Raw genomic sequence first — 25,046 nt, forward strand, 5'->3', positions numbered from 1 at the left:
GACGAAACAATCCGTACGTCGCTCCCAGTTGCGCCAACTAATATTGAATCGCCATGATGCACACCATCGATCTTCGTGATCTCCCCTCCAGCCAAGCCGATCTCGCGCGAGTGATTCCCCGTGCGATCACCGACGTCAACGCGGCATCCGCGGTCGCCGCCCAGCTCATCTCTGACGTGCGCGAGCGCGGCGAGGAGGCGCTCGTCGAGCAGGCAGAGCGGCTTGACGGTGTGCGGCCAGAACGCATCCGCATCCACGCAGACGAGGTGAGCCTGGCTGTCAGATCGCTGGATCCGCTGGTCCGGGATGCGCTGGAGGTCGCGATCGCCCGAGTCCGCCAGGCCACGCAGGCCCAGGTCCCGGCGAGCACCGTCACAGAACTCGCCCCCGGAGCGCACGTCATCCAGCGCTGGCAGCCCGTCAACCGAGTGGGACTGTATGTTCCCGGTGGTAAGGCCGTGTATCCGTCGAGTGTCGTGATGAACGTGATTCCCGCGCAGGTCGCGGGAGTGTCATCGGTGGCCATTGCATCTCCACCGCAGCGCGAATTCGGCGGATCCGTGCACCCGACCATCCTTGCGGCGGCAGGAATCCTCGGCATCGACGAGGTGTACGCCATGGGTGGCGCCGGTGCGATTGGTGCACTCGCCTACGGCGTTCCCAGCCTCGGGCTCGATCCGGTGGAGATCATCACCGGCCCCGGCAATGTCTATGTGGCAGCAGCAAAGCGGTTGGTGCGCGGTGTGGTGGGAATCGACTCGGAGGCTGGCCCGACTGAGATCCTCGTGATCGCGGATGCCACGGCCGACGCCTACCTGGTCGCCACCGACCTCATCTCCCAGGCCGAGCACGACGAGCTCGCCGCCGTGGTCCTGGTAACAGACTCGCCCGAGCTCGCTGACGCGGTGTCGCGCGAGGTGGAGCGGCTCGTGGCATCCACCAACCACAGTGCTCGGGTGCGAATTGCGGTCGACGGGGTGCAGTCGGCGTTGGTGCTCGTATCCGACATGGTCGCGGCAGCAGCGTTCAGCAACGCCTACGGGCCGGAACATCTCGAGATCCAGACCGCCGAGCCCGGGGCCGTGCTCGACATGATCGAGAGCGCGGGAGCGATCTTCCTCGGCGCGCACTCGCCGGTGAGCCTCGGTGACTACCTCGCGGGATCAAATCACGTGCTGCCGACGGGAGGGCAGTCGAGGTTTGCGTCCGGACTGGGCGCGTACACGTTCCTGCGCCCCCAGCAGGTCATCAACTACGACCGCTCTGCGTTGCAGCGCGTGAGCTCGCAGATCGTCGCCCTGAGCGAGGCGGAAGACCTGCCAGCGCACGGTGCCGCGGTCAGCGCTCGGTTCGAAAACCGTGCATAGCGCGTGCCGGTAGACTCGGCGCACCATGTTCTGCCCCTTCTGCCGTCACCCTGACAGCCGCGTCATCGACTCCAGGACAAGCGACGACGGTCTGTCGATCCGCAGGCGTCGGCAGTGTCCCGAATGCGGTCGCCGGTTCTCGACCACCGAGACCGCGTCGCTGAGTGTGATCAAGCGCAACGGTGTTGTCGAATTGTTCAGCCGGGAGAAGATCGTCTCTGGCGTGCGCAAGGCCTGTCAGGGCCGACCGGTCACCGACACCGACCTGGCGGTGCTCGCACAGCGCGTCGAGGAGAGCATCAGGGCCACCGGCGCCGCCCAGGTTGAGGCGAATGACATCGGCCTGTCTATCCTGACCCCGCTACGAGAACTGGATGAGGTGGCGTACCTGCGCTTCGCCAGTGTCTATCAGGCCTTCGATTCGCTTGACGATTTCGAGGTCGCCATCACGCAGCTGAGGATCGACCACGCCTCGGATGCCGCGCGGGCCGCGGCAGACTGACCGTCCGCAAGCCGATACCCTTGCCTCGCCATGTATAGCTTCATCTTCCGGGTCTTCTTCGCGCGAATGGACCCCGAGCGCGCCCACACTCTCGCCTTCCAGGTCATCCGGTTTCTGCCGACCCTCGGTATCGGATCGATAGTGCGTCGCTTCACGAGGCCGGTCGAGTCACTCCGGGTCTCTACGCTGGGGCTTGAGTTCGACTCTCCCTTCGGGGTCGCCGCAGGGTTCGACAAGGAGGGCACGGGCATCCGTGGGCTCGGCCAACTGGGGTTCGGCCATGTCGAGGTGGGTACCATTACCGCCGAGCCGCAGCCGGGCAATGAGAAGCCGCGCCTGTTCCGCCTGATCGCGGATCGCGCCGTCATCAACCGCATGGGATTCAACAACCACGGTGCAACCGCCGCCGCAGGCGTCATCCGGCGAGCCCGCGCACGATCAGTGCGGCCCGTGATCGGAGTGAATATCGGCAAATCGAGGGTCGTGGAGGTGGATGACGCGGTCGATGACTATCTCGTGAGCACCACCGCGCTGGCGCCCCTCGCCGACTACCTCGTGGTGAACGTCAGCTCGCCGAATACGCCGGGATTGCGCGGATTGCAGGAGCTCGAGAAGCTCCGTCCACTACTCACTGCCGTGAAATCAGCGGCAGGCCCAACTCCTGTTCTGGTGAAGATCGCACCCGACCTGTCCAACGACGAGGTGACGGCGATAGCGGCCCTTGCCGTCGAGCTCCTCGACGGGATCATCGCTACCAACACGACCCTGTCGAGAGCGAACCTGGCGACGGATGCCGCGATCGTGGCCGCGGCGGGTGCCGGTGGGTTGTCCGGACCGCCGGTCGCCGCCCGCTCACTGGAGTTGCTCAGGCTCATCAGGTCGGTCGTACCGGCCGACTTCTGCGTGATCTCTGTCGGGGGAGTGGAAACCGCAGCCGATGTGGCCGAACGACTCGCTGCTGGTGCGACGCTCGTACAGGGCTACACCGGTTTCCTCTTCCGCGGTCCGCTCTGGGCGCGGCAGGTCAACCGCGGACTGGCGAGGCTGCGCTAGGCAGTCCTGCCAGCGTCGGTCACTCGTACCGCAGGGAGTCGATCGGGCTCTGGCGCGCTGCCCGTGATGCGGGAAGCACGGCCGCGATGAAGGCGATTCCCATCACCAGCAGCAGTACCGTCACGATTGCACCCGGCGTGAAGGTGAGGATCTGGAGCCCGGCCAGATCGGCAAGCAGTCCGTCTGCGAGCACCTGGCTGATTATTCCACCCACGAGCATCGCCACCCCGGCACCGATGGTGCTCCCGAGGAATCCGATGAAGACGGCTTCGGTGCTGAACAGGGCGAAGATCCGACCGCCGCTCATCCCCATGGCCTTCATCAGGCCGATCTCGCGAGTGCGTTCCTGCACGCTCATCAACAGGGTATTGATGATGCCGAACCCTGCTGCGAGTAGCGCGATCACAGCAAAAGCATTGAGCACGAGGATGATCCCGTCGATGACCGACTGGAAGGTACCGATCTGGTCCGTGACGGTCGTGCCGGCGTAACCCGCCGTCACGAGATCGGCCTTCAGCGCGGCGACCTCTGCCTCGGTCGCGTCAGCAGCGAAAGTGACGGTCGCACTTCCGTACTGCGACGAGGTGCCGGTCGGGATCCCGACGTTCTGGGCGTCATACAGGGTACTGGTGAGGGGTTCGTTGAGGCTGGGCGTCGCGCCGAACAGTGTGGGTTCCTGTACCCCGACAACCACGGCATCCACCGTCGTCTGCTCACCCAGGGCGTTGGTGACGGCGATGGTGACCGTCTTACCCACGGCATCGTCATTGCCGGTGAAGCCGAGAGTCTCGATGAAGGTGGTGGGCAGGATGATCTGCAGGTTCGAGCTAGCGGTATCGAACATCGTGCCGGCCGCCAGTTCGACGCGGATCCCGGCGCTGAGCGGGCTGACCGTGAGCTGGAACTTACCCTCGGTTCCATATTCGATGTAGTCCGGTCGCACACTCACGATCGGTGCAGCCGTCCTCACGCCATCAATTGCCCTGATGGTGTCAAGATCATCGTCGGTCATCGCCTGGACGGTGGAACCGGGAGGCCCCACGCCGCTCGACACCTCGGTCGAGCCGCTCTCCTCGTAGGGCTGCGGTCCCTCTGTCTCTGCGGTGGCGACGACGGGTTTGGTGACGTTCATCACATCCGGAGCCCCGATCGAGGCGATCTGGCTGTCGATGTAGTTGTTGACTCCCGCGCCGAGTCCGTTCGTGAGAGTGAGGGTGAACGCGCCGATGAAGATCGCGATGACGGTGAGCGTGGTGCGAAGGCGGCTCCTGAACGAGTTTCCGATCGCCGTGGCGACGATATCGACGGCCCTCATGCTCCGACCTCCCGCGTATGGCGCGCACCGACCGCCGGTTCGTCGATCACCAGTCCGTCTTTCAGGTAGATGCGGCGGGATGCCCGAGCCGCCAGGTCCTCGTCGTGGGTGACGATCACGAGCGTGATGCCCTGGGTGCGGTTGAGCTCGAACAAGAGGTCCTCCACCACTGCGCCGGTGGCCGAGTCGAGATTGCCCGTGGGCTCATCCGCAAAAATAATGCGGGGGTTGTTCACAAGCGCCCTAGCGATGACCACGCGTTGCTTTTGACCGCCTGAAAGGTCAACGGCCTTCGAGCTGGATTTCTCAGCGAGTTCGAGTTTCTCGAGCGCGGCCATGGCCCGCTTCGTACGCTCACGAGAGGGAATCCTGGCGATCTTCAGTGGAAGCATCACGTTGTCGAGCACGGTGGTGTTGGGTGTCAGGAAGAACTGCTGGAAGACGAAGCCGAACGTCCGGTTGCGCAGGGCATTGAGGCGCGAACCCTTGAGCTTCGAGGCATCCGTGCCATCCACGATAAGTTCACCGCTGCTGGGCGCGTCGAGCATCGCCAGGATGTGCATGAGTGTTGACTTCCCCGAGCCGCTCTTGCCGACGATGGCGATGGACTCGCCGTCAGCTATGTCCAGAGTCACCCCCTTGAGGGCATCGAAACGGCTCGAGCCGCTTCCGTAATGTTTCGTGAGGTTGCGAATGGACAGCACAGGCGTGGTCATGGCAAGAAGTATGCCAAGGGAATGAGGCGAGGTCGTCGTCTCCCGGGCGGTTTTCAGCTACTCCCGTCGGAGTCCATTCGACTTGATATCCTGTGGCGCATGGCTGACGGAATCACTATGACTCGCACGTTCGGCGCGACTCCGGAGCAGGTGTTCGCGGCGTGGACGGTACCCCGGTACTTTGCAGAATGGTTCGGCACATTCGACATGCCGGTGGATTCGGTGACGATGGATCTGCGGGTGGGTGGAAGCTGGAAGGCCATAATGCATGCGCCCGACGGGAGCATCATCCATTGGGCGGGGGAGTACACGGATGTCGAGCCACCACTCCGACTGTCGTTCACGATGACAGACAGGCCCGCCGACGACGCGCGGGAGCCTGTCGTCATCGAGATATCACCGGTGGATGACGGAGCACGGATGACGCTGGCGCAAGCGGCGGCAGGCTTCGGTGAAGAGCAGATTGCTGCGACGATAGCCGGCTACGACCTCTTTTTCGACGACATGGAAAAGGTCCTCGCCTCGATGTAGTGGCGATCGAGCGCGACAGGGAGGGAAAAGGGCGGAAGAGCTAGACCGGAAACTGTCCGCGCTTGACCTGCGGCTTGGGCAGGCGCATCAAACGCAGCTGCAACGCGCGCATGGCGGCGTACCAGCGCACCTTCTCGAGGCGATCTGCGCCGAACTTGGCTGCGATTTTTCGCTTCACAATGAAGCCGAGCACCACAACGTCGATGATGGCGACGAGGAAGAACGCCCAGAGGGCGACGAGGCCGATGGCCTGGACCTCTGGCTGGGGGAAGAAGGTCAGGATGATCACGACGAACATCAGCGGGATCAGCAACTCGCCCACGCTGAATCGCGCATCGACATAGTCCCGGACGTACCGCTTCTGCGGTCCGCGGTCGCGCATCGGCAGGAACTTCTCCTCGCCGGCCGCCATGCCGATGCGGGCCCGTTCCCGTTGGGCCTGCATCTGGCTGCGCGCCGCTTTCCGGGCTGCCGTACGGTCGCTCGACACGAGGGGCTGCTTGCGAGCAAGCTCTCGTTCCCGGCGGGTGGGAGTTGCGTGGCCCTTGCCGCTGGAGATGCTGTCCTGATTGAGCTCGTAGCCTGCTTTGTTGGCTGCGTCGCTCTCTGATGTCTTGGCCACGGGGGATCCTCGCCTCTGTCGAGCTTTAAGATTACTCGCATGACTGAAATGCTGCTGCCGCATCCGCTTCTCGCTGAACTGACAGAGGCGGTGCGAGACGGGATGCCCGTGGCTATCGCCGAGCTCGGGGACCTCGTTCGCATACCCTCGGTGTCGTGGGATGGATTCGACGCCGAGCATGTCGCAACCAGCGCCTCAGCCGTAAAGGTGCTGCTCGATGGGCTCGGCGTGTTCGACACGGTGGAGATCTCGACGGCGCCCATCGACGACGAACGCACCGGTCATCCTGCGCTGCTGGCAACTCGCCAGTCGAAGAACGGCAAGCCGACGATCCTTTTGTATGCGCATCACGACGTGCAGCCCCCCGGAAACCCGGCGGATTGGGATTCGAGCCCGTTCGAGCCGACGGTTCGCGGCGACCGGCTCTACGGCCGCGGCGCCGCCGACGACAAGGCCGGAGTGATGGCTCACATCGCCGCGATCCGCGCCTTCGTCGACACCGTCGGACACGATTTCGACCTCGGTCTCGTCGCATTCTTCGAAGGCGAGGAGGAGTTCGGCTCGCGGTCGTTCGCTAACTTCGTCGTGCAGCACCGCGAACAACTCGCAGCCGATGTGATCGTCGTCGCCGATTCAGATAACTGGGACGTGAACACTCCGGCGTTGACCGTCGGACTTCGCGGCAATGTGACATTCAAACTGAAGATCTCCACTCTCAAGCACGCATCGCACTCCGGCATGTTCGGTGGAGCCGCGCCCGACGCCATGCTCGCCGCGATCAAGCTTCTCGCCACCCTCCACGCTGACGACGGTTCGGTAGCGGTGAAAGGGCTGACGAGCCGTGAATCCGAGACGCCGCCATACTCTGAGGCCACACTTGCCGAAGAAGCAGCGCTTCTCGACGGCGTCTCAGCGATCGGTCACGGTTCTGTACTATCACGGCTGTGGGACCAGCCGGCCATCACGATTACCGGGATCGACGCACCCACTGTGGTGAATGCATCGAATACCCTCGCGCCCTCCATCATGGTGAAGCTCAGCGCCAGAATCGCGCCGGGACAAACGGCCGCTGACGCTTATGAAGCGCTCGAGGCGCACCTGCTGGCTCACGCACCGTTCGGCGCTCATGTCGAGATCTCGGATGTGGATCGCGGCGATCCTTTTCTCGTCGACACCAGTGGTTGGGCCGTGGCCGAGGCGAAAGACGCCATGTATCAGGCCTGGGGCGTCGAGCCGCTCGAGACTGGCATCGGCGGTTCCATCCCGTTCATCTCCACGCTGGTCGAGAACTTCCCGCAGGCGCAGATTCTCGTGACGGGCGTTGAGGATCCGGATTCGCGCGCTCACAGCCCGAACGAATCCCTCCATCTCGGGGTATTCCAGCGGGCGATCCTCACCGAGGCCGTGCTGCTGGCAAAGCTCGAAACGCGAGGGTAGAATCGAAGTATGACTGACACCGCTACGAGCACTGAACTCACAACCGAGGCCACCAGCACCACCGCGCACGGTGTCGGGCTCACCGATGCTGCTGCCGACAAGGTCAGGAGCCTGATGGCGCAGGAGGGTCGCGACGATCTGAAGTTGCGCCTCGCTGTGCAGCCCGGTGGCTGCTCAGGCCTCATCTACCAGCTCTACTTCGATGAGCGCACTCTCGATGGCGACGCTGTCGTCGAGTTCGGAGAAGGCGTCGGAGTCGTCCTCGACAAAATGAGCGTGCCGTATCTCGACGGAGCAACCATCGACTTCGAAGACACCATCCAGAAGCAGGGTTTCACAATCGACAACCCCAACGCGCAGGGCAGTTGCGCCTGCGGAGACAGCTTCCACTAACCCCAATATTTTCAGGGAAAACGCGCCAGCAATGGCGCGTTTTTTCGTTCCCGCGACGTGGCGAGGTGACCAGTCGGGCGTCGCTCCCGTTATACACTTATGGGGTATCTTGTCTATGTTTTGCGAGAGGTAACTGGTGCGCTCCAACCGCCGTCTTCGATGGATTGCCATTCCGCTTGGCGTCCTCGTCACGATCGCCCTGGCTGGCTGCACGCCGGAACAGCTTCACGGCTGGCTCCCCGGTAGCGGCGAGACAACCAACCACACGTCGTCCGTGGTCGGGCTGTGGGTGACGTCGTGGATCGTCCTGCTTGCGGTCGGCGTCGTTACATGGGGCCTCATCATCTGGACCGCAGTGGTGTACCGCCGGCGCAAGGGCCAGACGGGCCTGCCGGTGCAATTGCGCTACAACCTCCCTATCGAGATGTTCTACACGATCGTCCCGCTCTTCCTGGTCCTCGGCTTCTTCGCATTTACGGCGAGGGACCAGGCGCAGATCGAAGAACCTACCAAGAACCCCGACGTTCAAATCGAGGTCATCGGCAAGCGCTGGGCATGGGATTTCAACTACGTCACAGATGACGCCTACAGCACGGGTGTTCAGGCGACCTTCAACGCGAACGGCTCTATCAACACCGACAACCTTCCGGTGCTGTACCTGCCGGTTGACAAGACGATCGAGATCAAGATCGAATCTCGCGACGTCATCCATTCATTCTGGGTAGTGGATTTCCTTTACAAGAAGGACATGATCCCCGGCAAGAGCAACTACATGTATTTCACACCCACCGAGTTGGGTACCTTCCAGGGCAAATGCGCAGAGCTGTGCGGCGAGTACCACTCGCTCATGCTCTTCACCGTGAAGGTCGTCTCCGAGGCTGATTATGGCGCCTACATCGCCGAGCAGAAGGCCACCGGATTCGACGGCCAGATCGGGCTCGAGTACAACGTGAACCAGAACCTGCCCGGCAACGGCAGTAGCGACGAGGGATAGCAATGACGACAACAGTCGACCGGCCGACCACCACAGGTGGTTCGTCGACGTCAGAAACCATCGGCGGATCAAAGGTCGAGCGCAAGGGCAACATCGTTGTCGGCTGGATCACCTCCACTGACCACAAGACCATCGGGTACATGTACCTGATCACGTCTTTCATCTACTTCCTGCTGGGCGGCGTGATGGCCCTGGTCATTCGCGCGCAGTTGTTTGCTCCGGGCCTGTCGGTCGTGGCCACGGGGGAGCAGTACAACCAGCTATTCACGATGCACGGCACGATCATGCTGCTCATGTTCGCGACTCCGCTGTTCGCCGGTTTTGCCAACGTCCTGATGCCATTGCAAATCGGAGCTCCTGACGTCGCGTTCCCTCGACTGAATGCCTTCGCATACTGGCTCTACAGCTTCGGCTCGTTGATCGCGGTCGCCGGGTTCCTCACCCCGCAGGGTGCGGCAGCATTTGGATGGTTCGCTTACGCTCCGCTGTCGAGCACAACCTTCTCGCCGGGTTTCGGTGCCAACCTGTGGGTATTCGGACTTGCACTGAGCGGGTTCGGCACCATCCTCGGGGCAGTGAACTTCATCACCACGATCATCACCATGCGCGCCCCCGGCATGACCATGTTCCGCATGCCGATCTTCACCTGGAATACGCTCGTGACCTCGTTGCTGGTCATCATGGCGTTCCCGGTCCTCGCGGCCGCGCTGTTCGCGCTCGGCGCCGACAGGGTGGTGGGCGCTCATATCTACGACCCCGCCAACGGCGGCGTCATCCTCTGGCAGCACCTGTTTTGGTTCTTTGGGCACCCGGAGGTCTACATCATCGCGCTGCCGTTCTTCGGCATCGTCTCCGAGATCTTCCCGGTGTTCGCGCGTAAGCCGATCTTCGGTTATCGCACCCTGATCTATGCGACGATCGCGATCGCTGCCCTGTCGATCACAGTGTGGGCTCACCACATGTACGTGACCGGGTCGGTGCTGCTGCCCTTCTTCTCGCTGATGACGATGCTGATCGCGGTGCCAACCGGGGTGAAAATCTTCAACTGGATCGGCACCATGTGGCGGGGTTCCATCACATTCGAGACGCCCATGCTCTGGGCGATCGGCTTCCTGATCACCTTCACGTTCGGTGGACTCACCGGAGTGATCCTGGCCAGCCCGCCGCTCGACTTCCACGTGTCTGATACCTACTTCGTCGTCGCGCACTTCCACTACGTAGTGTTCGGCACCGTCGTGTTCGCGATGTTCGCTGGCTTCTACTTCTGGTGGCCGAAGTGGACAGGCAAAATGCTCAACGAGCGCCTCGGCAAGATTCATTTCTGGCTGCTGTTCGTGGGCTTCCACACGACATTCCTTATCCAGCACTGGATCGGAGTACTCGCGCTACCGCGCCGTTACCGCACCTACCTCGAGTCCGACGGTGTGACCTGGATGAACCAGGTCTCTACCACCGGGGCGGCGATCCTGGCCATCTCGATGCTGCCGTTCTTCTACAACGTCTACATCACGGGCCGCAAAGCGCCCAAGGTGACTGTGGACGACCCATGGGGTTACGGTCGCTCGCTCGAGTGGGCCACGAGCTGCCCGCCGCCGCGTCACAACTTCACCTCCATCCCTCGCATCCGGTCCGAGGCTCCCGCGTTCGACCTGAACCACCCAGAGGCTGGGATTCCGGTCGGGATCGGGGGCGTGGGGTCGCTGAAGGATGCTCCAGACGCGCCTGTCTACGACCTCGGCGACGAGAAGGTCAAGTAGGCATGTCAACCAATGCACGCCTGTTCTGGGTTTTGGCAGGCTTCTTCTTCGCGGCCGACATCGCCTACATAGTCTGGTCACTTCTCGTCTCGGCCAGACCGGCAGCACAGACGGCACCGCAGATCGAATGGGTCGGTGCTGTTGCCATCGGGCTCACCGGCGCACTTTCTGCCCTCATCGCGTTCTACATCGGGCGCATTTACAAGTCACAGGGTGGTGAGCTTCCTGAAGATCGGCTCGACGCGAACATCGATGATGGTGATGCCGAGCAGGGCTTCTTCAGCCCGTGGAGCTGGTGGCCGATCGTACTCGCGAGCAGCGCGGCGCTGACGTTCCTCGGCATTGCTGTCGGCCCGTGGATCTCGTTCATCGGTGTAGCTATATTCCTGATCAGCATCGTGGGGTGGATCTTTGAGTACTACCGCGGATACTTCGCCCGCTAGCACGTTCAGGCTTCGGCCGGCCGTCGAAGCCGACTCGTCGTGCGTCTTCTCCCTGCTCCAGCAGCTTGAGGGCTATTCTCCGGAGCAGGAGGCGTTCGATAAGAATTTCGCGTTCCTGCTTCAGGATGAAGCCACCACACTGTTTCTTGTCGGAGCAGACCTGGATGGCACCGTAGTGGGCTACGCGTTGACCACCATCACCCCTCTGCTTCATGTCAACGGCAGCTCCGCGCAGTTGCAGGAGTTGGCCGTGGACGTTACCCGCCAGGGTGAGGGGATCGGCACTGCCCTCATAGAAGAAGTCGAGCGGCTGTGTCGTGAGCGCGAGGTCAGGCAGTTGACGGTGCCCAGTCGTCGCTCAGCCGACTTCTACGAGCGCATCGGATACCGGTCTACCGCCGACTTCCTGAAGCGCACCCTTTACAGCTGAGACCTCGTTGGGGCTATCGGCTCCAGCTGTACGGTGTCGTTGTCAACACAGCAACGAGTCCGGACCTTTCGAGGATGGGACGCGAACACTCGGTCGAGTCGCTGTGGATCAGGGGCTTGCCCATGGCTAATGCGGCGAGTGCGCGCGCACCGGTGAGTGCTCGGTAGATTCCCTGGCCACGCCAGGCTTCTCTGGTCGCTCCGCCCCAGATACCCGCGAACTGGGTCCCGGTGACGGGCTCCAGTCGGCCAGCGGAGACGATCTCGCCGGCCACTTCAGCGATCCAGAGCTGCATCCCATCGTTTCGGGCGAGGCGGTTCAGGAGCTGTAGTGCCATCTCGTCGGACACTGGATTACCGAACACGTCATCCTGCATCGCGCACATCGCGCGCACATCGCGCGCACATCGCGCGCACATCGACCTCGTGGTCGACCGTGTGTAAGGTGATGCCCTCAGGAAGCGGCACTTCCATCGCCAACGCCGCGGCATCGTCGATCATGATCGACTCAGGTTCGCCTGCGGCAAAGTTGCTGTCGAGCAGGGCCCCGTGAAGCCCCGGAGCAGGATCGAGGGCTCGAGTCTTCCCATTCGACCCTGCTGATGGTCGGCTCGCCCTGGAAGTGCTCCAGTGCTGTTAAGACGATCTGGCGCAGGGCGGCCGCGTCGAGGTCACGGTAGGTGATGAAACCGCGTCCGCCGACGAAGCTCACCTGGCTAAAGGGGCCCAACAATGTGACAGACACAGCCCCGGGTGTTTTTGAGTCGTTGCGCAGCTGGGTGTGATGAGCGTGCAGCAGCACTGGGCGACTGTCGGGATCACGGTGCGGGATGCTGGCATCCTTTAGCGAAATGCGGAACGCCGCCGGCCCGGGGGCCAGCGGCGTTCGGTGTGCGCACAGATCAGTGGTCGTCGCGCGAACTTTCGATCTGCTTGCTCGTCACGGGTGAGATCCGGTCTTCGAAGAACCAATTCGAAGCGGCGGAGCGCACTCGCTGGTTGAGCGAGATGCGACCCTGTGCATCCGGGAGCACCGTCAACGGCTGGTACTCTTCGAAGCTCACGAGCTTCCAGCGCTCGTACTCATCAAGCTGCTCGTGCACCTCGATGTACTCGCCACCCGGCAGGCGCACGATGCGACCCGACTCGAAGCCGTGCAGGGCGATCTCGCGGTCCTTCTTCTGAAGACCGAGGCAGATCCGCTTCGTCACGAAGTACGCGATGATCGGGCCGATGATCAGCAACACCTGGCAGGAGTGGATGACTCCCTCGATCGACAACCTGAAGTGGGTCGCCAGGAGGTCAGAACTCGCCGCAGCCCACAGGACCGCGTAGAACGTCACTCCGGCTGCTCCGATTGCGGTGCGCGTCGGGGCGTTGCGGGGACGGTCTGCGATGTGGTGCTCCCGCTTGTCTCCCGTGATCCACGCCTCGATGAAGGGATAGAACGCGACCAGCGCAAGGAAGATCGGCAGGATCAGCAGCGGAATCATGATGTTCAGCGACAGCGTCGCGCCGAAAATCTCGAGCTCCAGGCCCGGCGGCATCAATCGCAGAGCGCCGTCGGCGAATCCGATGTACCAGTCTGGCTGGGTTCCGGCAGATACCGGCGATGGGTCGTATGGACCGTACGTCCACACCGGGTTGATCTGGAACAGCGAGGCGATCAGCATGATCACGCCGAAGATGATGAAGAAGAATCCACCTGCCTTTGCGGCGAACACCGGCATGATCGGCACACCGACGACATTGTCGTTGGTGCGGCCGGGGCCAGCGAACTGGGTGTGCTTGTTGATGATCAGCAGCAACATGTGCACACCGATCGCGGCAACCAGGATGGCCGGCAGGATCAGGATGTGCAGTACGTAGAGCCTGCCCACGATGTCGGTGCCGGGGAACTCTCCGCCGAACAGCAGGTAGGAGATCCACGTTCCGATGACCGGGATGCCCTTGACCATGCCGTCGATGATGCGCAGTCCGTTGCCCGAAAGCAGGTCATCCGGAAGCGAGTAACCGGTGAAGCCCTCAGCCATCGCGAGGATGAAGAGCACGAAACCGATCAGCCAGTTGATCTCGCGCGGCTTGCGGTATGCGCCGGTGAAGTAGATCCGCAGCATGTGCAGCCCGATGGATGCCACGAACAGCAGTGCTGCCCAGTGGTGCACCTGGCGCATCAGGAGGCCGCCACGGATGTCGAACGAAAGGTCGAGGGTCGAGGCCATGGCCGCCGACATCTCGATGCCCTTGAGCGGCACGTATGAACCCTGGTAGACCACTTCGACCATGGACGCCTGGAAGAAGAAGGTCAGGAACGTTCCCGACAGCAGGATGACGATGAAGCTGTACAGCGCAACCTCGCCCAGCATGAACGACCAGTGGTCGGGGAAGATCTTGCGACCGACCTCTTTGGTGAGCCCCGAGATGCTCGTGCGCTCATCAAGGTAGTTCCCGGCCCAACCTGTGAATCGTGCGCCGCGGCTCTTCTGCGCGGTCACTGCGGGGCGGTCTTCGGTGGTAGTCATAGTTTGCGCTCCCAGAAGCTTGGTCCAACTGGTTCGGTGAAGTCGCTACGCGCGACGAGATAACCCTCGGCATCCACTGAAATGGGGAGCTGGGGGAGAGGACGTTTGGCGGGTCCGAAGATAACCGCTGCCTCTTGGGTGATATCGAACTGCGACTGGTGGCACGGGCACAGCAGATGATGGGTCTGCTTCTCGTACAGGGCCACCGGGCATCCGACATGGGTGCAGATCTTGGAATACGCGATGATGCCCTCGTAATTCCAGTCCTCGCGACCGGCAGATACATTCAAGTCGGCTGGTTTGAGGCGCATAACGAGCACCGCAGCCTTTGCCTTCTCTTCCAACGGGTGTTCGGACTCTTCCAGACCTTCTGGGATCACATGGAAGGCAGAGCCGAGCGTCACTTCAGAAGCTTTAATCGGGGTTCCGGAAGGGTCACGCGTCAACCGGACTCCCTTCGCCCACAGCGTGTGCTTGAGCAGCGGAACCGGATCTTCGCTCGGCGCCAGGTCGCGGAACAACGCGATCGCCGGCACTGGGGAGACGACCAGAGCGCCGATGAGGGTGTTGCGGATGAGTGTGCGGCGGCCGAAGCCCGATTCTTTGTTGCCCAGCGTGAATACTTCGACCGCTTTGGCGCGGGTCGCGTCGGTTCCCCGGGTGCCGTGGCGCTGTTCGACCATGTCGTGGCCGTCCATAAGCGCCTTCGACCAGTGCACGGCGCCGACGCCGACAGCGAGCAGCCCGAGAGCGATGCTGATGCCGAGTAGCAGGTTGTTCAGCCGCACTGATCCCATATCGCCTGGGACGATGGGGAACGCGATGTAGACGGCGACCGCCATGACGCTGCCGATGATGGAGACAAAGAACAGGGCGGAGACGCGACGTTCCTGTGCCTTCTCGACTGCGGGATCGAGGTCGGCCACGCGGGGGCGGTATGGCTCGAATCCTGGGTTCTGGATCCGGTCAGACGCCACGACGGCAGTACCCGCTGGCGGCGGGTTGTTGCCGTATTTCTCGACGGTCGTGCCGACGATGGAGCTGTCGGGGGTGCCGTCGTGGTCGTTAGCCATTCTCTTCCCTACGTTCTGCGTTGCTGTGCGAGGTCGTGTGTCAGTTTGAGCGGGCGGTCAGCCAGATCGTGATCGCCACGATCCCGCCAAGCCCGAAGATCCAGATGAAGAGGCCCTCAGACACGGGGCCGAGGTTGCCGAGGCCGAAGCCACCGACAGAAGGTGTCTCGTCGAGGTACTTGAGGTACGTGATGACGTTCGCCTTCTGCTCAGGCGTGATGTTGTCGTCATTGAAGACAGGCATGCTCTGCGGGCCGGTCAACATTGCGTCGTAAACGTGGTTCGGAGCGATCCCGGCCAGCGGGGGAGCGTACTTGCCCTCGGTAAGAGCGCCACCTGCTCCGGCGACGTTGTGGCACATCGCGCAGTTGATGCGGAACAGCTCTGCACCTTCCGATGCATCGCCCTCGCCCGTGAGATATTCGGCTGAGGGGATTGCCGGGCCCGGCGCCTTCGAAGCGACGAACTCGGCGAGTGCTGAAACTTGTTCTTCGGTGAACTGCACAGGCTTCTTCTCGGCCTGGGGGCCGGTTGCTGCCAATGGCATACGGCCAGTGCCCACCTGGAAGTCGACGGATGCAGCACCGACACCGATGAGCGTTGGCCCCTGTTTCGTTCCCTGGAGGTTCAGGCCATGACAGGTTGCGCAGTTGGCCGCGAACAGCTTGCCGCCGTCTTCGATGGTTGCCTCTGCTGCAGCGCTGGTTTCAGCCGTCGCGCTGGTCGTGAAGAGCGCGTAGGTTCCACCTGTGGCGAGGAGGCCGACCACAATCAACGCCGCGGTGGCGAGAGGGTGACGTCGACCTGCGGAGCGCTGTGTACGATTTTGTCGTGCTGGCTTCATGGCCATGCTGCGTGGGGTTCCTTTGTTCATCAGGGTGTGGGTCTTGTGTCGTTTCGGCTATTTCAGGATGTAGATGACCATGAAGAGGCCGATCCAGACCACGTCGACGAAGTGCCAGTAGTACGACACGACGATCGCACTGGTGGCCTCCTTGTGGCCGAAGTTCTTGACAGCGAAGGCTCGCCCGATCACGAGCAGGAAGGCGATCAGCCCGCCGGTAACATGCAGGCCGTGGAATCCGGTGGTGATATAGAAAGCCGAGCCGTAGGAATCACTCTGCAGAGTGACGTGTTCGGAGACCAGCATCGCGTACTCGTAGACCTGGCCGGCGACGAACGTGGCGCCCATGGCGTAGGTCAGGTAGAACCACTCGACCATTCCCCACTTCCAGAACTGGCCGAGTGTGCCCGTACGCCTCGCTTGCAGTCGCTCTGCGGCAAAGACACCGGCCTGGCAGGTGAAGGACGAGAGCACAAGCACGATCGTGTTGATCGCCGCGTAGGTGACGTTGAGCTTGGCGGTCTCTTCAGCCCACAGCCCAGGGGATGTGGATTTGAGGGTGAAATAGATTGCGAACAGGCCTGCGAAGAACATGACTTCGCTGCCGAGCCAAACGATCGTGCCCACAGCGACGACGTTGGGGCGGTTAACCGTCTGTGCTCCGAGGGAGCGAGTTAATGAGGCTGTAGTCACCCCTCTATTATGCCCGATTTTCGGGGTAGGTTTTGTCATTCGGCTGGTCTGTCGCGACTCGCTCGTTAGGATTCGATCATGGCACGAGAGCGAACCTGGCCCGGTATCCTTGCAACCTTGGTGGAGGGTGATGACCTATCGATCGGCGAAGCCGAATGGGCCATGCAGAGCGTCATGGCGGGGGAGTCGACGTCAGCTCAGCTGGCTGGATTGCTCGTGGCGCTGCGCATCAAGGGCGAGACCGTAGATGAGATCGTGGGCTTCAGGGACGCCGTGCTCGCGAGTTCCCTTCCTCTCGAGGTCGACCCCATGGTCCTCGACATCGTCGGCACCGGTGGCGACCCCTACGGCGCCGTCCTCAACATCTCGTCTGTAGCGTCGATCATCGCCTCCGCGGCCGGAGTTCCCGTCGTCAAACACGGCAACAGGGGCGCCAGTTCAGCATCAGGAGCGTCGGATGTGCTCTCGGCTCTGGGGGTCAATCTCGACATTCAGCCGCCGCGGGTCGCCGAGGTGCTGCGGGAAACCGGGATCACCTTTGCATTCGCCACGCTGTTCCATCCGGGATTCCGCCATGCGGGCCCCACCCGGAGAGAATTGGGGATCTCGACCCTCTTCAACATTCTGGGACCGCTGTGCAACCCCGCGCGGCCCGAAGCGTCCGCGGTCGGTGTGTCGTTGCTCGAACGAGTGCCGTTGGTGGTTGGTGTGTTCCGTTCCCGCGGGGCAACGGCGCTGGTGTACCGCGGCGACGATGGAATCGACAAGCTCACGACAACCGGTCACAGCCACATCTGGGAAGTATCGCGGGGTTTTGTTAGCGAATACGACCTCGATCCCGCTGACCTGGGAATCGCCCGGGCAGAGATAGAGTCATTGCTGGGAGCCGACCCTGAGCATAATGCCGGCGTCGCGAGGGCGGTGCTGACGGGGGAGCCCGGTCCGGTTCGCGACATTGTGCTGCTCAACGCCGCTGCGGGACTCACCGCCTTCGATCTCGCTCAGAACCCTGAGCAGCTGCGGAAGCCGATCCTGGGCAGGCTGGCCGAGCAATTGGACCGGGCGGCGGCGGTCGTCGATTCAGGTCTCGCTGCAGAAAAGCTCGCAGAGTGGGTCGCGGCTACGAACCGACAGTGACGGACAACAGCTCCGCTCGCTACTCGACCACACCGTCGAGGTAGGACCACGCTCCTGATTCCCTGATGAAGCGGCTGTTTTCTCGTTGGGAACCCCGGCCGTCGGGGGAGTGGAAGTGGGCCACGAACTCGACGGTACCCTCATTATCGAGCATTCCTCCGCGACTTCGGCTGAGGATCTCGAGCCGGGTCCATCGAAGGGTGCCGTCGAGCGTCAACCCTGCCGGCCGCGTGGATGAGTGCCATGTGGCGAGAAGATACCGGGCATCATCGGTCGCGAACGCACTGAACCGCGAACGCATGAGCCGCTCGGCGGTGGGTGCGGGGGAGGTTCCTGCGTGGAGCGGCTTGCAGCATTCGCCGTAGCGGAGACCGGAGCGGCAGGGGCAGCGCGCCGCTTCGTCACCCACGAAGGCCTTGAGCTCCCTCGCACGTTCTTTCATCGCTGCGCGCTCATCGATGGAGAATCCCTGTGTTGGCGTGTTCGCATGGCCTTCTTCCTGTGATTGACGGTAGTTGCGACGCCGGTGGTCACCAGGAGCCGCTGGCAGCGGATGATTTTCACGAGCGCCCACCGTGGCCAGCTCATCGATGACCAGGTGTTTCGATACGTCCGCCTCAAGAAGCTCGCCAGCCGCGTTATGACGCGGCCCGGGTCCGTTTTCGTGCGGCGTCTCTTGTGCATTGTCGTCGCGTGAAAAGAATAGACGGCGGAAAAGATCAGAATGTTCCGCCGCAACGTTCCGCCTCATATCGCGTCGTTTCCATGCCGACATTCTCGCTAGCGAGGCGCCGAGCGGCGGGCGGCAGGCGCTAAACGATGTGGGGGACTTTGGGCCCTAGTCGAGATCCGATGGGCGAGGGAAGCTGAACACATGGACACAAGTAGTCGTACAAACCCGCTCATCGTTGTCGGAGTTGACGGGTCGAATCCCTCGCTGGCGGCCCTTGAGTTCGCCAGCGAATATACGCAAAAACTGAATGGTCGTCTTCGCGCTGTTTCCACATGGGACATTCCTATCGGTGATGCCGCACTACCCCTGTCGTGGTCACCCGGAGAGAACGCTGAACAGGAACTCGGGCGAGTATCTCGCGAGGTTCTGGGAGACCCGCTTCCCGACTGGTACGAGTTCACGGCTCGGGAAGGTTCTGCCGCCCGGACTCTCCTCGATGAGAGCCGCTCGGCCGATGTGCTGATTGTCGGGAGCCGGGGCCACGGCGGTTTCGTTGGGCTTTTGCTGGGCTCGGTGAGTTCGCAATGTGCCGCGCATTCGTCGTGCGCTGTCATCGTCGTCCACCCGACCGACAACACGTCGACCGACAACACGTCGTCGATGTCGAGTGCAGGACCTATCGTGGTCGGCCATGACGGCTCCGCCGATGCTGATGAAGCGCTGAAGTGGGCGTTGGCTACTGCAGCGATGCTCGACACCCAGCTCGAGGTGGTGCGAACCTGGAGCATCGACCACATTCCTCCCCAGTTCACCGAGGAACACGGCTACGTACCGTCGTTCGAGGAAGTGACAGCACGAGTGCATCGAGACCTGGTGGCGGGAACTCATCGACTGACCGAGGGTCACCCGAACGTTGAGGTTACCTTTCGCGCCGCTCTTTCACAGCCCGCGGAAGCACTGATCGAGAGTTCGAAGCACGCCCGCATGATCGTGGTTGGCTCTCGGGGTCGGGGCGGGTTTGCGGGACTCGTCCTGGGCTCGGTCAGCACGACGTGTGCGGCGCACGCCCATTGCCCGGTCGTTGTCGTGCCGGGAGCATCTCGAGCGTGAAGCGTGGTGACAGCCGGGGAAGCTCTTGACACACTGATCGCACTCAATACTGATAGCGCCCGGGGCTGACGGGCCGGATTCCTCAACGACCTCGATGGTAGTCAACTGCAATGGCAGTCACCTGCAATCTGATCGAGCATGCAGGCCGGTCAGGATAAAGCACCAGAGGCGACACATCGAGTGAAATGCGCACTACTTGACATAATGTTCATTATCGGTGATGTTACTGCCGAGAGGAGGAGGCGGAATCCATCTGGCTCACGAAGCGACTGAGAGCCTCGGCCGCAGCCTCATGGTCGATCACGTCCGGTTCTCCAGACATCGTGATCGTCCCGGCAATCACGCCGCCGACTCGCAAGGGAATGGATCCACCGTGCGCCTTGAATGTGTCGTGGTCGATGTCGGCCCGATCCGCAAACGGCGTGCCAGCCTCGAGATGACGAAGCTTCACGAGCAACGATGGTTCGCCGAAACGATTCACTGTGGCCGCCTTGCCTGCCAGCCACGGGTCATTGCCGGCGCCTGTCGACTTGAGCTTCGCCCTGAACACGAGATCGCCAGCCAGCACGATATCGACGGCCAGGGAGAGATCCCATTCCCGGATCACCTGCACGGCGATCAGGCCGAGGGCAACAGCGTCGTCATTGCTCATGCGAGGCAGCTCGACCGAGTTCAGATACTCGAGGTCGGCCGCGGTGTATTCCGGAACGGGACGGGTCATCGTTTCTTCTCCTCGAGTTGTGAGCGGACGAGCTGGACGAGTTCGGCCGGCTCGAATAGTTCTGTCGTGGCATCCAGCTCATCCAGCGTCCACCATTTGTGTGCGAGCACGTCCACTCGCTCATCATCGGTCCACAGCGCGTCAGAAGGCGTGAACGCGTCGACGGTGGCTGAGTAGAACTCGGCGTGACCGGTGTCGTGGTCGGCGGCATCCCACTTGACGATGAAATCGTAAGCCCAGATCGGCTCGCCCAGATTCGGGATGACGAGCCCGGTCTCCTCCTCCAGCTCACGCACAGCGGCCTGCAGGTGGGTCTCGCCGGGGTCGACTCCCCCGCCGGGCGTGAGCCACCGGGCGACTCCGCTGGTGTCAGGCGCCAGCGTGAGAAAGAGCAGGAAACGGTCATCCCTGTCCAGCAGCAGGATGCGGCTCGTAGGCCGATTCACGGGCGTGTGGCCATTCACAGGTATCGCCCGAACCACTCGAGGATCGCGTCGAATCGCTGCACTCGATGCCGCGGTGAGCCCGATCGGCTGAGTTCGTGGTTTTCGCCGGGGAACACAAGCATCTCCGACGCGACGCCGTTGAGCTTCACCGTTGCAAACCACGTCTCGGCCTGCGAGATCGGGCACCGCAGGTCGTCTTCGGAATGGACCACGAGGGTTGGAGTCGTGACGAGTCGTGCCACCGCTTGCGGGCTCTGGGCACGAATCGACTCGTGATCCGTGCCGTTGTACTGCTGAGGGAAGAACCAGCCGATGTCAGAGGATCCGACGAACGCCTCCGGGTCCAGGAATCCACGCTCGACTACTGCAGCGGCGAATCGGTGATCATGGGCGATCGTCCAGGCGGTCAAATATCCGCCGTACGAGCCACCGAGGATACCGAGCCGCGTCGCGTCGAGTTCCGGGTGAGCTGCCAGCGCACCATCCAGGAAGTCCAGCACATCATCCATGTCGACAGTGCCCATGGCGCCGGTGATCGCGCGCCCGTGCTGCTGGCCGTATCCAGCACTGCCCCGGGGGTTGCAGAATACGACGGCGTAACCGCCGTCCGCGTAGACCTGCGCTTCGTCGAAGAGATGCACCGAGTACGCCGCAAACGGGCCACCGTGGATCATCAGCAGCGTGGGGTGCGGCCCCTCCCCCGCTGGAGTCATGATCCAGCCGTGAACGGGATAGCCATCCCGGCCGTCGACCGTGGATTCTGTCGCTATGCGGATGCCGACATCCCGAAGCACTGCCGAGAAGTCGGTGAGTGGCTCGACGACCCCGTCGTTCAGCCTTCCGACGTCACCGAACGTCGTCGGCGACGAATAGGTGACCACGATCGTGTCTCCGGATGCCGCCTGCCCCTCGATCTCGATCGCGCCGCTGGTCAGCGCGCTCAAGCCCCCATGCGCCACCGACAGCAGTTGTCGCGTTCCGTGGGTTCGATCCTGCAGCAGAACCGTATCGCCTGCGATCGCGAGGTGCGAACCGACCTCGCCCGGATCGACCGAATCGGGGTCGGTGAGCCGCACAGGTCCAGTGCTATCGAGCCTGTACAGGGCGGGATTGGTACCGACGAAGCCCACTCCGGACTCTCCCATATCGGTCGCGATGGCGTACACGGCGCCGTCAGCAGCGGTCTCGAAGCTGCTGTAACTGAGTGAACTGAGTGGTGTGAGCGGCTGCGAATCCACCCAGATCTGGTCGAGGAGGTCGGCGTCCCTGGATTCGTGCTGCGCAGAGATCCACGCGACCGTGTCACCGATGAACCTCACGCAGGAGTGGTCGACGTCCCCGCTCGTGAGCTGCGTCGATTTCGGGACAGGATGATGGTCTGGCGTCGATCCGTCCGCCAGAGGAGCGCCCTCGTAGGCGGGCTCGGAATCGGCGGGCGGCACGTCGACGATGAAGACGTGAGCGCGCCTGTCGTTGGTATACCCGATCCCGTTCGACTTGTAGTTGAGGCCGGTAAAGCGCCGCGGCGGCTCGGCGGAGGCGCCAAGATCATCCACGGTTCCATAGCGGCCTTGCTCGGGGACTCTCGAGATGTACGCGATCCTGGCCGAATCAGGCGACCACTGGATGTCGCTGACGCCGAGTTTCGCGTCGGTGAGCCGCTGCGGCTCTCCCCCGCGCGCGTCCATCACATACAACTGAGGCGCGGCGCCCCGGAGCGTGCGGATGAAGGCGATGCCTAGACCATCCGGACTGAAGGTGGGCGCGGTGTCCAGCCGGCCGCGAGTGATGCGGCTGGCACCGGAGCCGTCGAGCGGCACGCTCCACAGCTGGCCGACGTCGGCATCGGCATCCAGCGATGGATGGGTGACACTGACAACCGCTCTCGAAGCGTCGGGAGAGAGGCTCGGGCGCGAGACGCTGTAGAGCTTCTCGATTTCTGTCGCCCGCACGGGTCAGGCCCCCTGGAAGTCTGAAACGTCTCCGACATAGCGGGTGTGGTTGCCTGGCACCGGTTCGACCGCCGCCGCCACTACCTCCGCCGCGAACTCGCTGACGTTGTAGAGGCGACCGGCCGCCTCCTTGCGGGCCTCGATGGCTCCGGGGTTTGCACGCTGCAGCAGGGTCGCCGTTATGGTGCCCTCGATCATGTCGCCAGAGACGACCACGAATTCGATCCCAGCGTCGTCGAGCATCGGGATCAGGTCGCGAAGCGCATCCTCACCGGCTCGCTTGCTGAGCGCAACGGGCAGGTACTCGGGCATCGTCTCGACGGTCTTGATGAAGTGCGCCTGGTGGCTGGTGACGAAGACGATGCGCGAACCGCGGTGCAGCAGCGGCATCATCGCCGCCAGGAAGTCGACCTGGGCATCGCGATTGAGCTTCATCGCGTAGTCCTCGGACATGCCGCTCTCCATGCCGCCCGATGCGTTGAGCACGAGAATGTCGAGCTCGCCGTAGGCCGCTCCTATCTGTTCGACCATCGAGCCGACAGATTGCGGATCGGTCAGATCGGCTCCGATGGCGATCGCTTCCGCTCCGCCGTCCTGCAGCCGGGCCACGAGCTTGAGGGCCCTCGCCTCCTTATTACGGAAGTTGATGACGACCCGCGCTCCTGCCTCGGCGAAGTAGCTGACGGTGTCGGCACCGATCCCTCGAGAGGAGCCCGTCACCAGGACACGCGAGCCGGACAGGGAACCAGGAGCCAGTGGATTATTCACGCTACGACTTTATCGCCGCAGCACCTCGTGGTGTCACAGCGGGGTGGTACCGTCGAACCAGCCGCATGGCAGCAACGAAGCAACGAACCGGGGAGCGCCGCCAGATGTTCGCTGACCTGACGCAGTACCTCTGGATCATGTGGCTGTCGATCGTCGTGCTCTTCGTGGTCGTCGAGCTGCTGACTCTTGAGTTCACCTTCCTGATGCTGGCCGCCGGCAGCCTGATCGGCGGCCTCGGTGCGAACCTGCTCGGGCTCGAGTGGTGGGCCCAGATCGGCGCAGCGGCGGTCCTATCGGCTCTCCTCCTGTTCTTGATCAGGCCACTGCTGCTGAAAACCCTGCATAAGGGAGCCGACCTCACCCCGAGCAACCTCGATGCCCTCTACGGGATGGCTGCCCGCGTCACGCGTGATTTCGTCGACGGTGACGGCATGGTCAAGCTCGATAACGGAGAAACCTGGACGTCGCGTGCGGCCCTCGGCCTGATTCTGCGAGAGGGTGATCGCGTTTCAGTGCGTGCCGTGCACGGATCGATCGTCGAGGTTGAGACCCGTCCTACGCCTACTCCCCCTCCTGTGCCCACTGCCCCCTGATCCACTGACGAAAGGCGCAATCTCATGCTCGACCCAGGAGCTTTCCTCGGCCAGATCTTCGTGGTCGTCCTGCTCGCCATTGTGGTGATCTTTGTGCTGGTCATCCTGTTCCGCTCTATTCGGATCATCCCCCAGGCCAGCGCGGGCGTCGTCGAACGTCTCGGTAAGTACCACAAGACGCTCGCACCGGGCCTGAACATCCTCGTGCCGTTCATCGACCGGGTGCGCCCGCTCATCGACATGCGCGAGCAGGTCGTGTCATTCCCCCCACAGCCGGTGATCACCGAAGACAACCTCGTTGTCTCTATCGACACCGTCGTGTTCTTCCAGGTGACGGATGCCCGCGCCGCCACCTACGAGATCGCCAACTATCTCGGCGCCGTCGAGCAGCTGACCACGACGACCCTGCGTAACGTCGTCGGTGGCCTGAACCTTGAGGAAGCCCTGACCTCGCGAGACAACATCAATGGCCAGCTCCGGGTCGTGCTCGACGAGTCGACGGGTAAGTGGGGAATCCGCGTCGGTCGTGTCGAGCTCAAGGCCATCGATCCGCCCATCTCCATCCAGGACTCCATGGAGAAGCAGATGCGCGCCGAGCGGGACCGTCGTGCGCAGATCCTCACCGCGGAGGGAACCAAGCAGGCCGCGATCCTGCAGGCTGAAGGGTCGCGCCAGGCGAGCATCCTCGAGGCAGAGGGTTATGCCCAGGCCGCCGTTTTGCGTGCGAAGGGCGACGGCGAGGCGATCGCCACGGTCTTCGGCGCGATCCACGCTGGTGACCCGACTGCAGACCTGCTGGCCTACCAATACCTTCAGACCCTCCCGAAACTGGCCGAGGGCGACTCGAACAAGATGTGGATCATCCCGTCGGAACTCACTGAAGCACTCAAGGGCATCAGCGCCGGGTTCCTCGGCACGGCAGCCGGCCGTGGCCCCACTCCCCCCACCCCGTAGG

28 protein-coding genes are annotated in these 25,046 nt (G+C 62.7%); 14 read left to right on the forward strand and 14 right to left on the reverse strand.

Annotated elements, in window-relative coordinates; all coding sequences use genetic code 11:
• The first annotated feature begins 53 nt into the window (after nucleotides 1-53).
• The 3 genes from hisD to IEW81_RS13965 are packed head-to-tail and all read left to right on the forward strand — an operon-like array spanning nucleotide 54 to nucleotide 2,922.
• Nucleotides 54-1,367, forward strand: coding sequence for a histidinol dehydrogenase (hisD, locus tag IEW81_RS13955; protein WP_097061030.1), 1,314 nt, complete (start codon nucleotides 54-56; stop codon nucleotides 1,365-1,367).
• 25 nt (nucleotides 1,368-1,392) lie between these two features.
• Nucleotides 1,393-1,869, forward strand: coding sequence for a transcriptional regulator NrdR (gene nrdR, locus IEW81_RS13960; protein ID WP_097061029.1), 477 nt, complete (start codon nucleotides 1,393-1,395; stop codon nucleotides 1,867-1,869).
• Nucleotides 1,870-1,899: 30 nt separating this feature from the next.
• Nucleotides 1,900-2,922 carry a quinone-dependent dihydroorotate dehydrogenase gene (locus tag IEW81_RS13965; RefSeq protein WP_097061028.1) on the forward strand — a complete coding sequence of 341 codons (1,023 nt, stop codon included), beginning with the start codon at nucleotides 1,900-1,902 and terminating at the stop codon, nucleotides 2,920-2,922.
• 19 nt (nucleotides 2,923-2,941) lie between these two features.
• On the opposite strand, the gene IEW81_RS13970 is transcribed toward IEW81_RS13965, so the two are convergent.
• Both IEW81_RS13970 and IEW81_RS13975 read right to left on the reverse strand, forming a co-directional pair.
• Nucleotides 2,942-4,237 carry an ABC transporter permease gene (locus IEW81_RS13970; RefSeq protein ID WP_097061027.1) on the reverse strand — a complete coding sequence of 432 codons (1,296 nt, stop codon included), beginning with the start codon at nucleotides 4,235-4,237 and terminating at the stop codon, nucleotides 2,942-2,944.
• The gene (locus tag IEW81_RS13975) at nucleotides 4,234-4,953 is read right to left on the reverse strand and encodes an ABC transporter ATP-binding protein (protein WP_097061026.1); all 720 of its coding nucleotides are present in this window, start codon (nucleotides 4,951-4,953) and stop codon (nucleotides 4,234-4,236) included. Before IEW81_RS13975 ends, IEW81_RS13970 begins: the two co-directional genes overlap by 4 nt.
• 99 nt (nucleotides 4,954-5,052) lie before the next feature.
• Between IEW81_RS13975 and IEW81_RS13980 the strand changes: the two genes are divergently transcribed.
• Nucleotides 5,053-5,484 carry an SRPBCC family protein gene (locus IEW81_RS13980; protein WP_097061456.1) on the forward strand — a complete coding sequence of 144 codons (432 nt, stop codon included), beginning with the start codon at nucleotides 5,053-5,055 and terminating at the stop codon, nucleotides 5,482-5,484.
• A gap of 40 nt (nucleotides 5,485-5,524) precedes the next feature.
• Here IEW81_RS13980 and IEW81_RS13985 read toward each other — a convergent pair whose 3' ends face one another.
• Entirely contained in the window at nucleotides 5,525-6,106 is a 582-nt protein-coding gene (locus IEW81_RS13985; protein ID WP_229671418.1) for a DUF3043 domain-containing protein, read from the reverse strand.
• Nucleotides 6,107-6,145: 39 nt separating this feature from the next.
• Here IEW81_RS13985 and IEW81_RS13990 point away from each other — a divergent pair, with 39 nt between their 5' ends.
• From IEW81_RS13990 to IEW81_RS14015, 6 genes are all read left to right on the forward strand, one after another.
• Nucleotides 6,146-7,543, forward strand: coding sequence for a dipeptidase (locus IEW81_RS13990; protein WP_097061024.1), 1,398 nt, complete (start codon nucleotides 6,146-6,148; stop codon nucleotides 7,541-7,543).
• A 9-nt stretch (nucleotides 7,544-7,552) separates the two neighbouring features.
• The gene (locus IEW81_RS13995) at nucleotides 7,553-7,936 is read left to right on the forward strand and encodes a HesB/IscA family protein (protein ID WP_097061023.1); all 384 of its coding nucleotides are present in this window, start codon (nucleotides 7,553-7,555) and stop codon (nucleotides 7,934-7,936) included.
• Nucleotides 7,937-8,072: 136 nt separating this feature from the next.
• Nucleotides 8,073-8,930, forward strand: a complete 858-nt coding sequence (gene ctaC, locus IEW81_RS14000) for an aa3-type cytochrome oxidase subunit II (RefSeq protein WP_097061022.1) — start codon at nucleotides 8,073-8,075, stop codon at nucleotides 8,928-8,930.
• 2 nt (nucleotides 8,931-8,932) lie between these two features.
• Nucleotides 8,933-10,687 (forward strand): aa3-type cytochrome oxidase subunit I, encoded by a 1,755-nt coding sequence (gene ctaD / locus IEW81_RS14005; RefSeq protein ID WP_229671419.1) that lies wholly within the window; start codon nucleotides 8,933-8,935, stop codon nucleotides 10,685-10,687.
• A 2-nt stretch (nucleotides 10,688-10,689) separates the two neighbouring features.
• Nucleotides 10,690-11,130, forward strand: coding sequence for a cytochrome c oxidase subunit 4 (locus IEW81_RS14010; RefSeq protein WP_097061021.1), 441 nt, complete (start codon nucleotides 10,690-10,692; stop codon nucleotides 11,128-11,130).
• Complete coding sequence (locus tag IEW81_RS14015; RefSeq protein WP_097061020.1) at nucleotides 11,099-11,560, forward strand: GNAT family N-acetyltransferase; 462 nt, start codon at nucleotides 11,099-11,101, stop codon at nucleotides 11,558-11,560. Before IEW81_RS14010 ends, IEW81_RS14015 begins: the two co-directional genes overlap by 32 nt.
• Before the next feature lie 13 nt (nucleotides 11,561-11,573).
• Here IEW81_RS14015 and IEW81_RS14595 read toward each other — a convergent pair whose 3' ends face one another.
• The 6 genes from IEW81_RS14595 to ctaE form a co-directional block, all read right to left on the reverse strand.
• Nucleotides 11,574-11,978: a GNAT family N-acetyltransferase gene (locus IEW81_RS14595; protein WP_373285402.1), complete on the reverse strand. Its 405-nt coding sequence runs from the start codon at nucleotides 11,976-11,978 to the stop codon at nucleotides 11,574-11,576.
• Complete coding sequence (locus IEW81_RS14805; RefSeq protein ID WP_345788870.1) at nucleotides 11,926-12,060, reverse strand: hypothetical protein; 135 nt, start codon at nucleotides 12,058-12,060, stop codon at nucleotides 11,926-11,928. Before IEW81_RS14805 ends, IEW81_RS14595 begins: the two co-directional genes overlap by 53 nt.
• 401 nt (nucleotides 12,061-12,461) lie before the next feature.
• Nucleotides 12,462-14,081, reverse strand: a complete 1,620-nt coding sequence (qcrB, locus tag IEW81_RS14025) for a cytochrome bc1 complex cytochrome b subunit (RefSeq protein ID WP_097061019.1) — start codon at nucleotides 14,079-14,081, stop codon at nucleotides 12,462-12,464.
• A complete protein-coding gene (gene qcrA / locus IEW81_RS14030) occupies nucleotides 14,078-15,154 on the reverse strand; it encodes a cytochrome bc1 complex Rieske iron-sulfur subunit (protein WP_097061018.1) in 1,077 nt (358 codons plus the stop codon). The genes qcrB and qcrA overlap by 4 nt, the downstream gene beginning before the upstream one ends.
• A gap of 40 nt (nucleotides 15,155-15,194) precedes the next feature.
• A complete protein-coding gene (gene qcrC, locus IEW81_RS14035) occupies nucleotides 15,195-16,004 on the reverse strand; it encodes a cytochrome bc1 complex diheme cytochrome c subunit (RefSeq protein ID WP_097061017.1) in 810 nt (269 codons plus the stop codon).
• A 51-nt stretch (nucleotides 16,005-16,055) separates the two neighbouring features.
• Entirely contained in the window at nucleotides 16,056-16,730 is a 675-nt protein-coding gene (gene ctaE / locus IEW81_RS14040) for an aa3-type cytochrome oxidase subunit III (protein WP_097061016.1), read from the reverse strand.
• 39 nt (nucleotides 16,731-16,769) lie between these two features.
• Between ctaE and trpD the strand changes: the two genes are divergently transcribed.
• Nucleotides 16,770-17,828, forward strand: coding sequence for an anthranilate phosphoribosyltransferase (gene trpD, locus IEW81_RS14045; RefSeq protein ID WP_097061015.1), 1,059 nt, complete (start codon nucleotides 16,770-16,772; stop codon nucleotides 17,826-17,828).
• 19 nt (nucleotides 17,829-17,847) lie between these two features.
• Here trpD and IEW81_RS14725 read toward each other — a convergent pair whose 3' ends face one another.
• The gene (locus IEW81_RS14725) at nucleotides 17,848-18,579 is read right to left on the reverse strand and encodes a YchJ family protein (RefSeq protein ID WP_308421923.1); all 732 of its coding nucleotides are present in this window, start codon (nucleotides 18,577-18,579) and stop codon (nucleotides 17,848-17,850) included.
• Between the two features lie 123 nt (nucleotides 18,580-18,702).
• On the opposite strand from IEW81_RS14725, the gene IEW81_RS14055 reads away from it, so the two are divergent.
• Nucleotides 18,703-19,611, forward strand: coding sequence for a universal stress protein (locus IEW81_RS14055; RefSeq protein ID WP_097061013.1), 909 nt, complete (start codon nucleotides 18,703-18,705; stop codon nucleotides 19,609-19,611).
• 223 nt (nucleotides 19,612-19,834) lie between these two features.
• Here the strand turns inward: IEW81_RS14055 and IEW81_RS14060 are convergent, their stop codons facing one another.
• The 4 genes from IEW81_RS14060 to IEW81_RS14075 are packed head-to-tail and all read right to left on the reverse strand — an operon-like array spanning nucleotide 19,835 to nucleotide 23,498.
• Nucleotides 19,835-20,332, reverse strand: a complete 498-nt coding sequence (locus IEW81_RS14060) for a heme-degrading domain-containing protein (RefSeq protein ID WP_097061012.1) — start codon at nucleotides 20,330-20,332, stop codon at nucleotides 19,835-19,837.
• On the reverse strand, nucleotides 20,329-20,778 hold the full coding sequence (locus IEW81_RS14065; RefSeq protein ID WP_097061011.1) for an NUDIX hydrolase: 450 nt from the start codon (nucleotides 20,776-20,778) through the stop codon (nucleotides 20,329-20,331). The genes IEW81_RS14060 and IEW81_RS14065 overlap by 4 nt, the downstream gene beginning before the upstream one ends.
• 14 nt (nucleotides 20,779-20,792) lie before the next feature.
• Complete coding sequence (locus IEW81_RS14070; protein ID WP_097061010.1) at nucleotides 20,793-22,730, reverse strand: S9 family peptidase; 1,938 nt, start codon at nucleotides 22,728-22,730, stop codon at nucleotides 20,793-20,795.
• 3 nt (nucleotides 22,731-22,733) lie between these two features.
• Nucleotides 22,734-23,498 (reverse strand): SDR family oxidoreductase, encoded by a 765-nt coding sequence (locus IEW81_RS14075; protein WP_097061009.1) that lies wholly within the window; start codon nucleotides 23,496-23,498, stop codon nucleotides 22,734-22,736.
• A 65-nt stretch (nucleotides 23,499-23,563) separates the two neighbouring features.
• On the opposite strand from IEW81_RS14075, the gene IEW81_RS14080 reads away from it, so the two are divergent.
• Nucleotides 23,564-24,091: an NfeD family protein gene (locus tag IEW81_RS14080; protein WP_229671420.1), complete on the forward strand. Its 528-nt coding sequence runs from the start codon at nucleotides 23,564-23,566 to the stop codon at nucleotides 24,089-24,091.
• A 24-nt stretch (nucleotides 24,092-24,115) separates the two neighbouring features.
• The gene (locus tag IEW81_RS14085; RefSeq protein WP_097061008.1) at nucleotides 24,116-25,045 is read left to right on the forward strand and encodes an SPFH domain-containing protein; all 930 of its coding nucleotides are present in this window, start codon (nucleotides 24,116-24,118) and stop codon (nucleotides 25,043-25,045) included.
• Nucleotide 25,046 lies beyond the last annotated feature (1 nt).

The sequence above is a fragment of the Salinibacterium xinjiangense genome, from assembly GCF_014645015.1.
Lineage (GTDB): Bacteria > Actinomycetota > Actinomycetes > Actinomycetales > Microbacteriaceae > Rhodoglobus > Rhodoglobus xinjiangensis.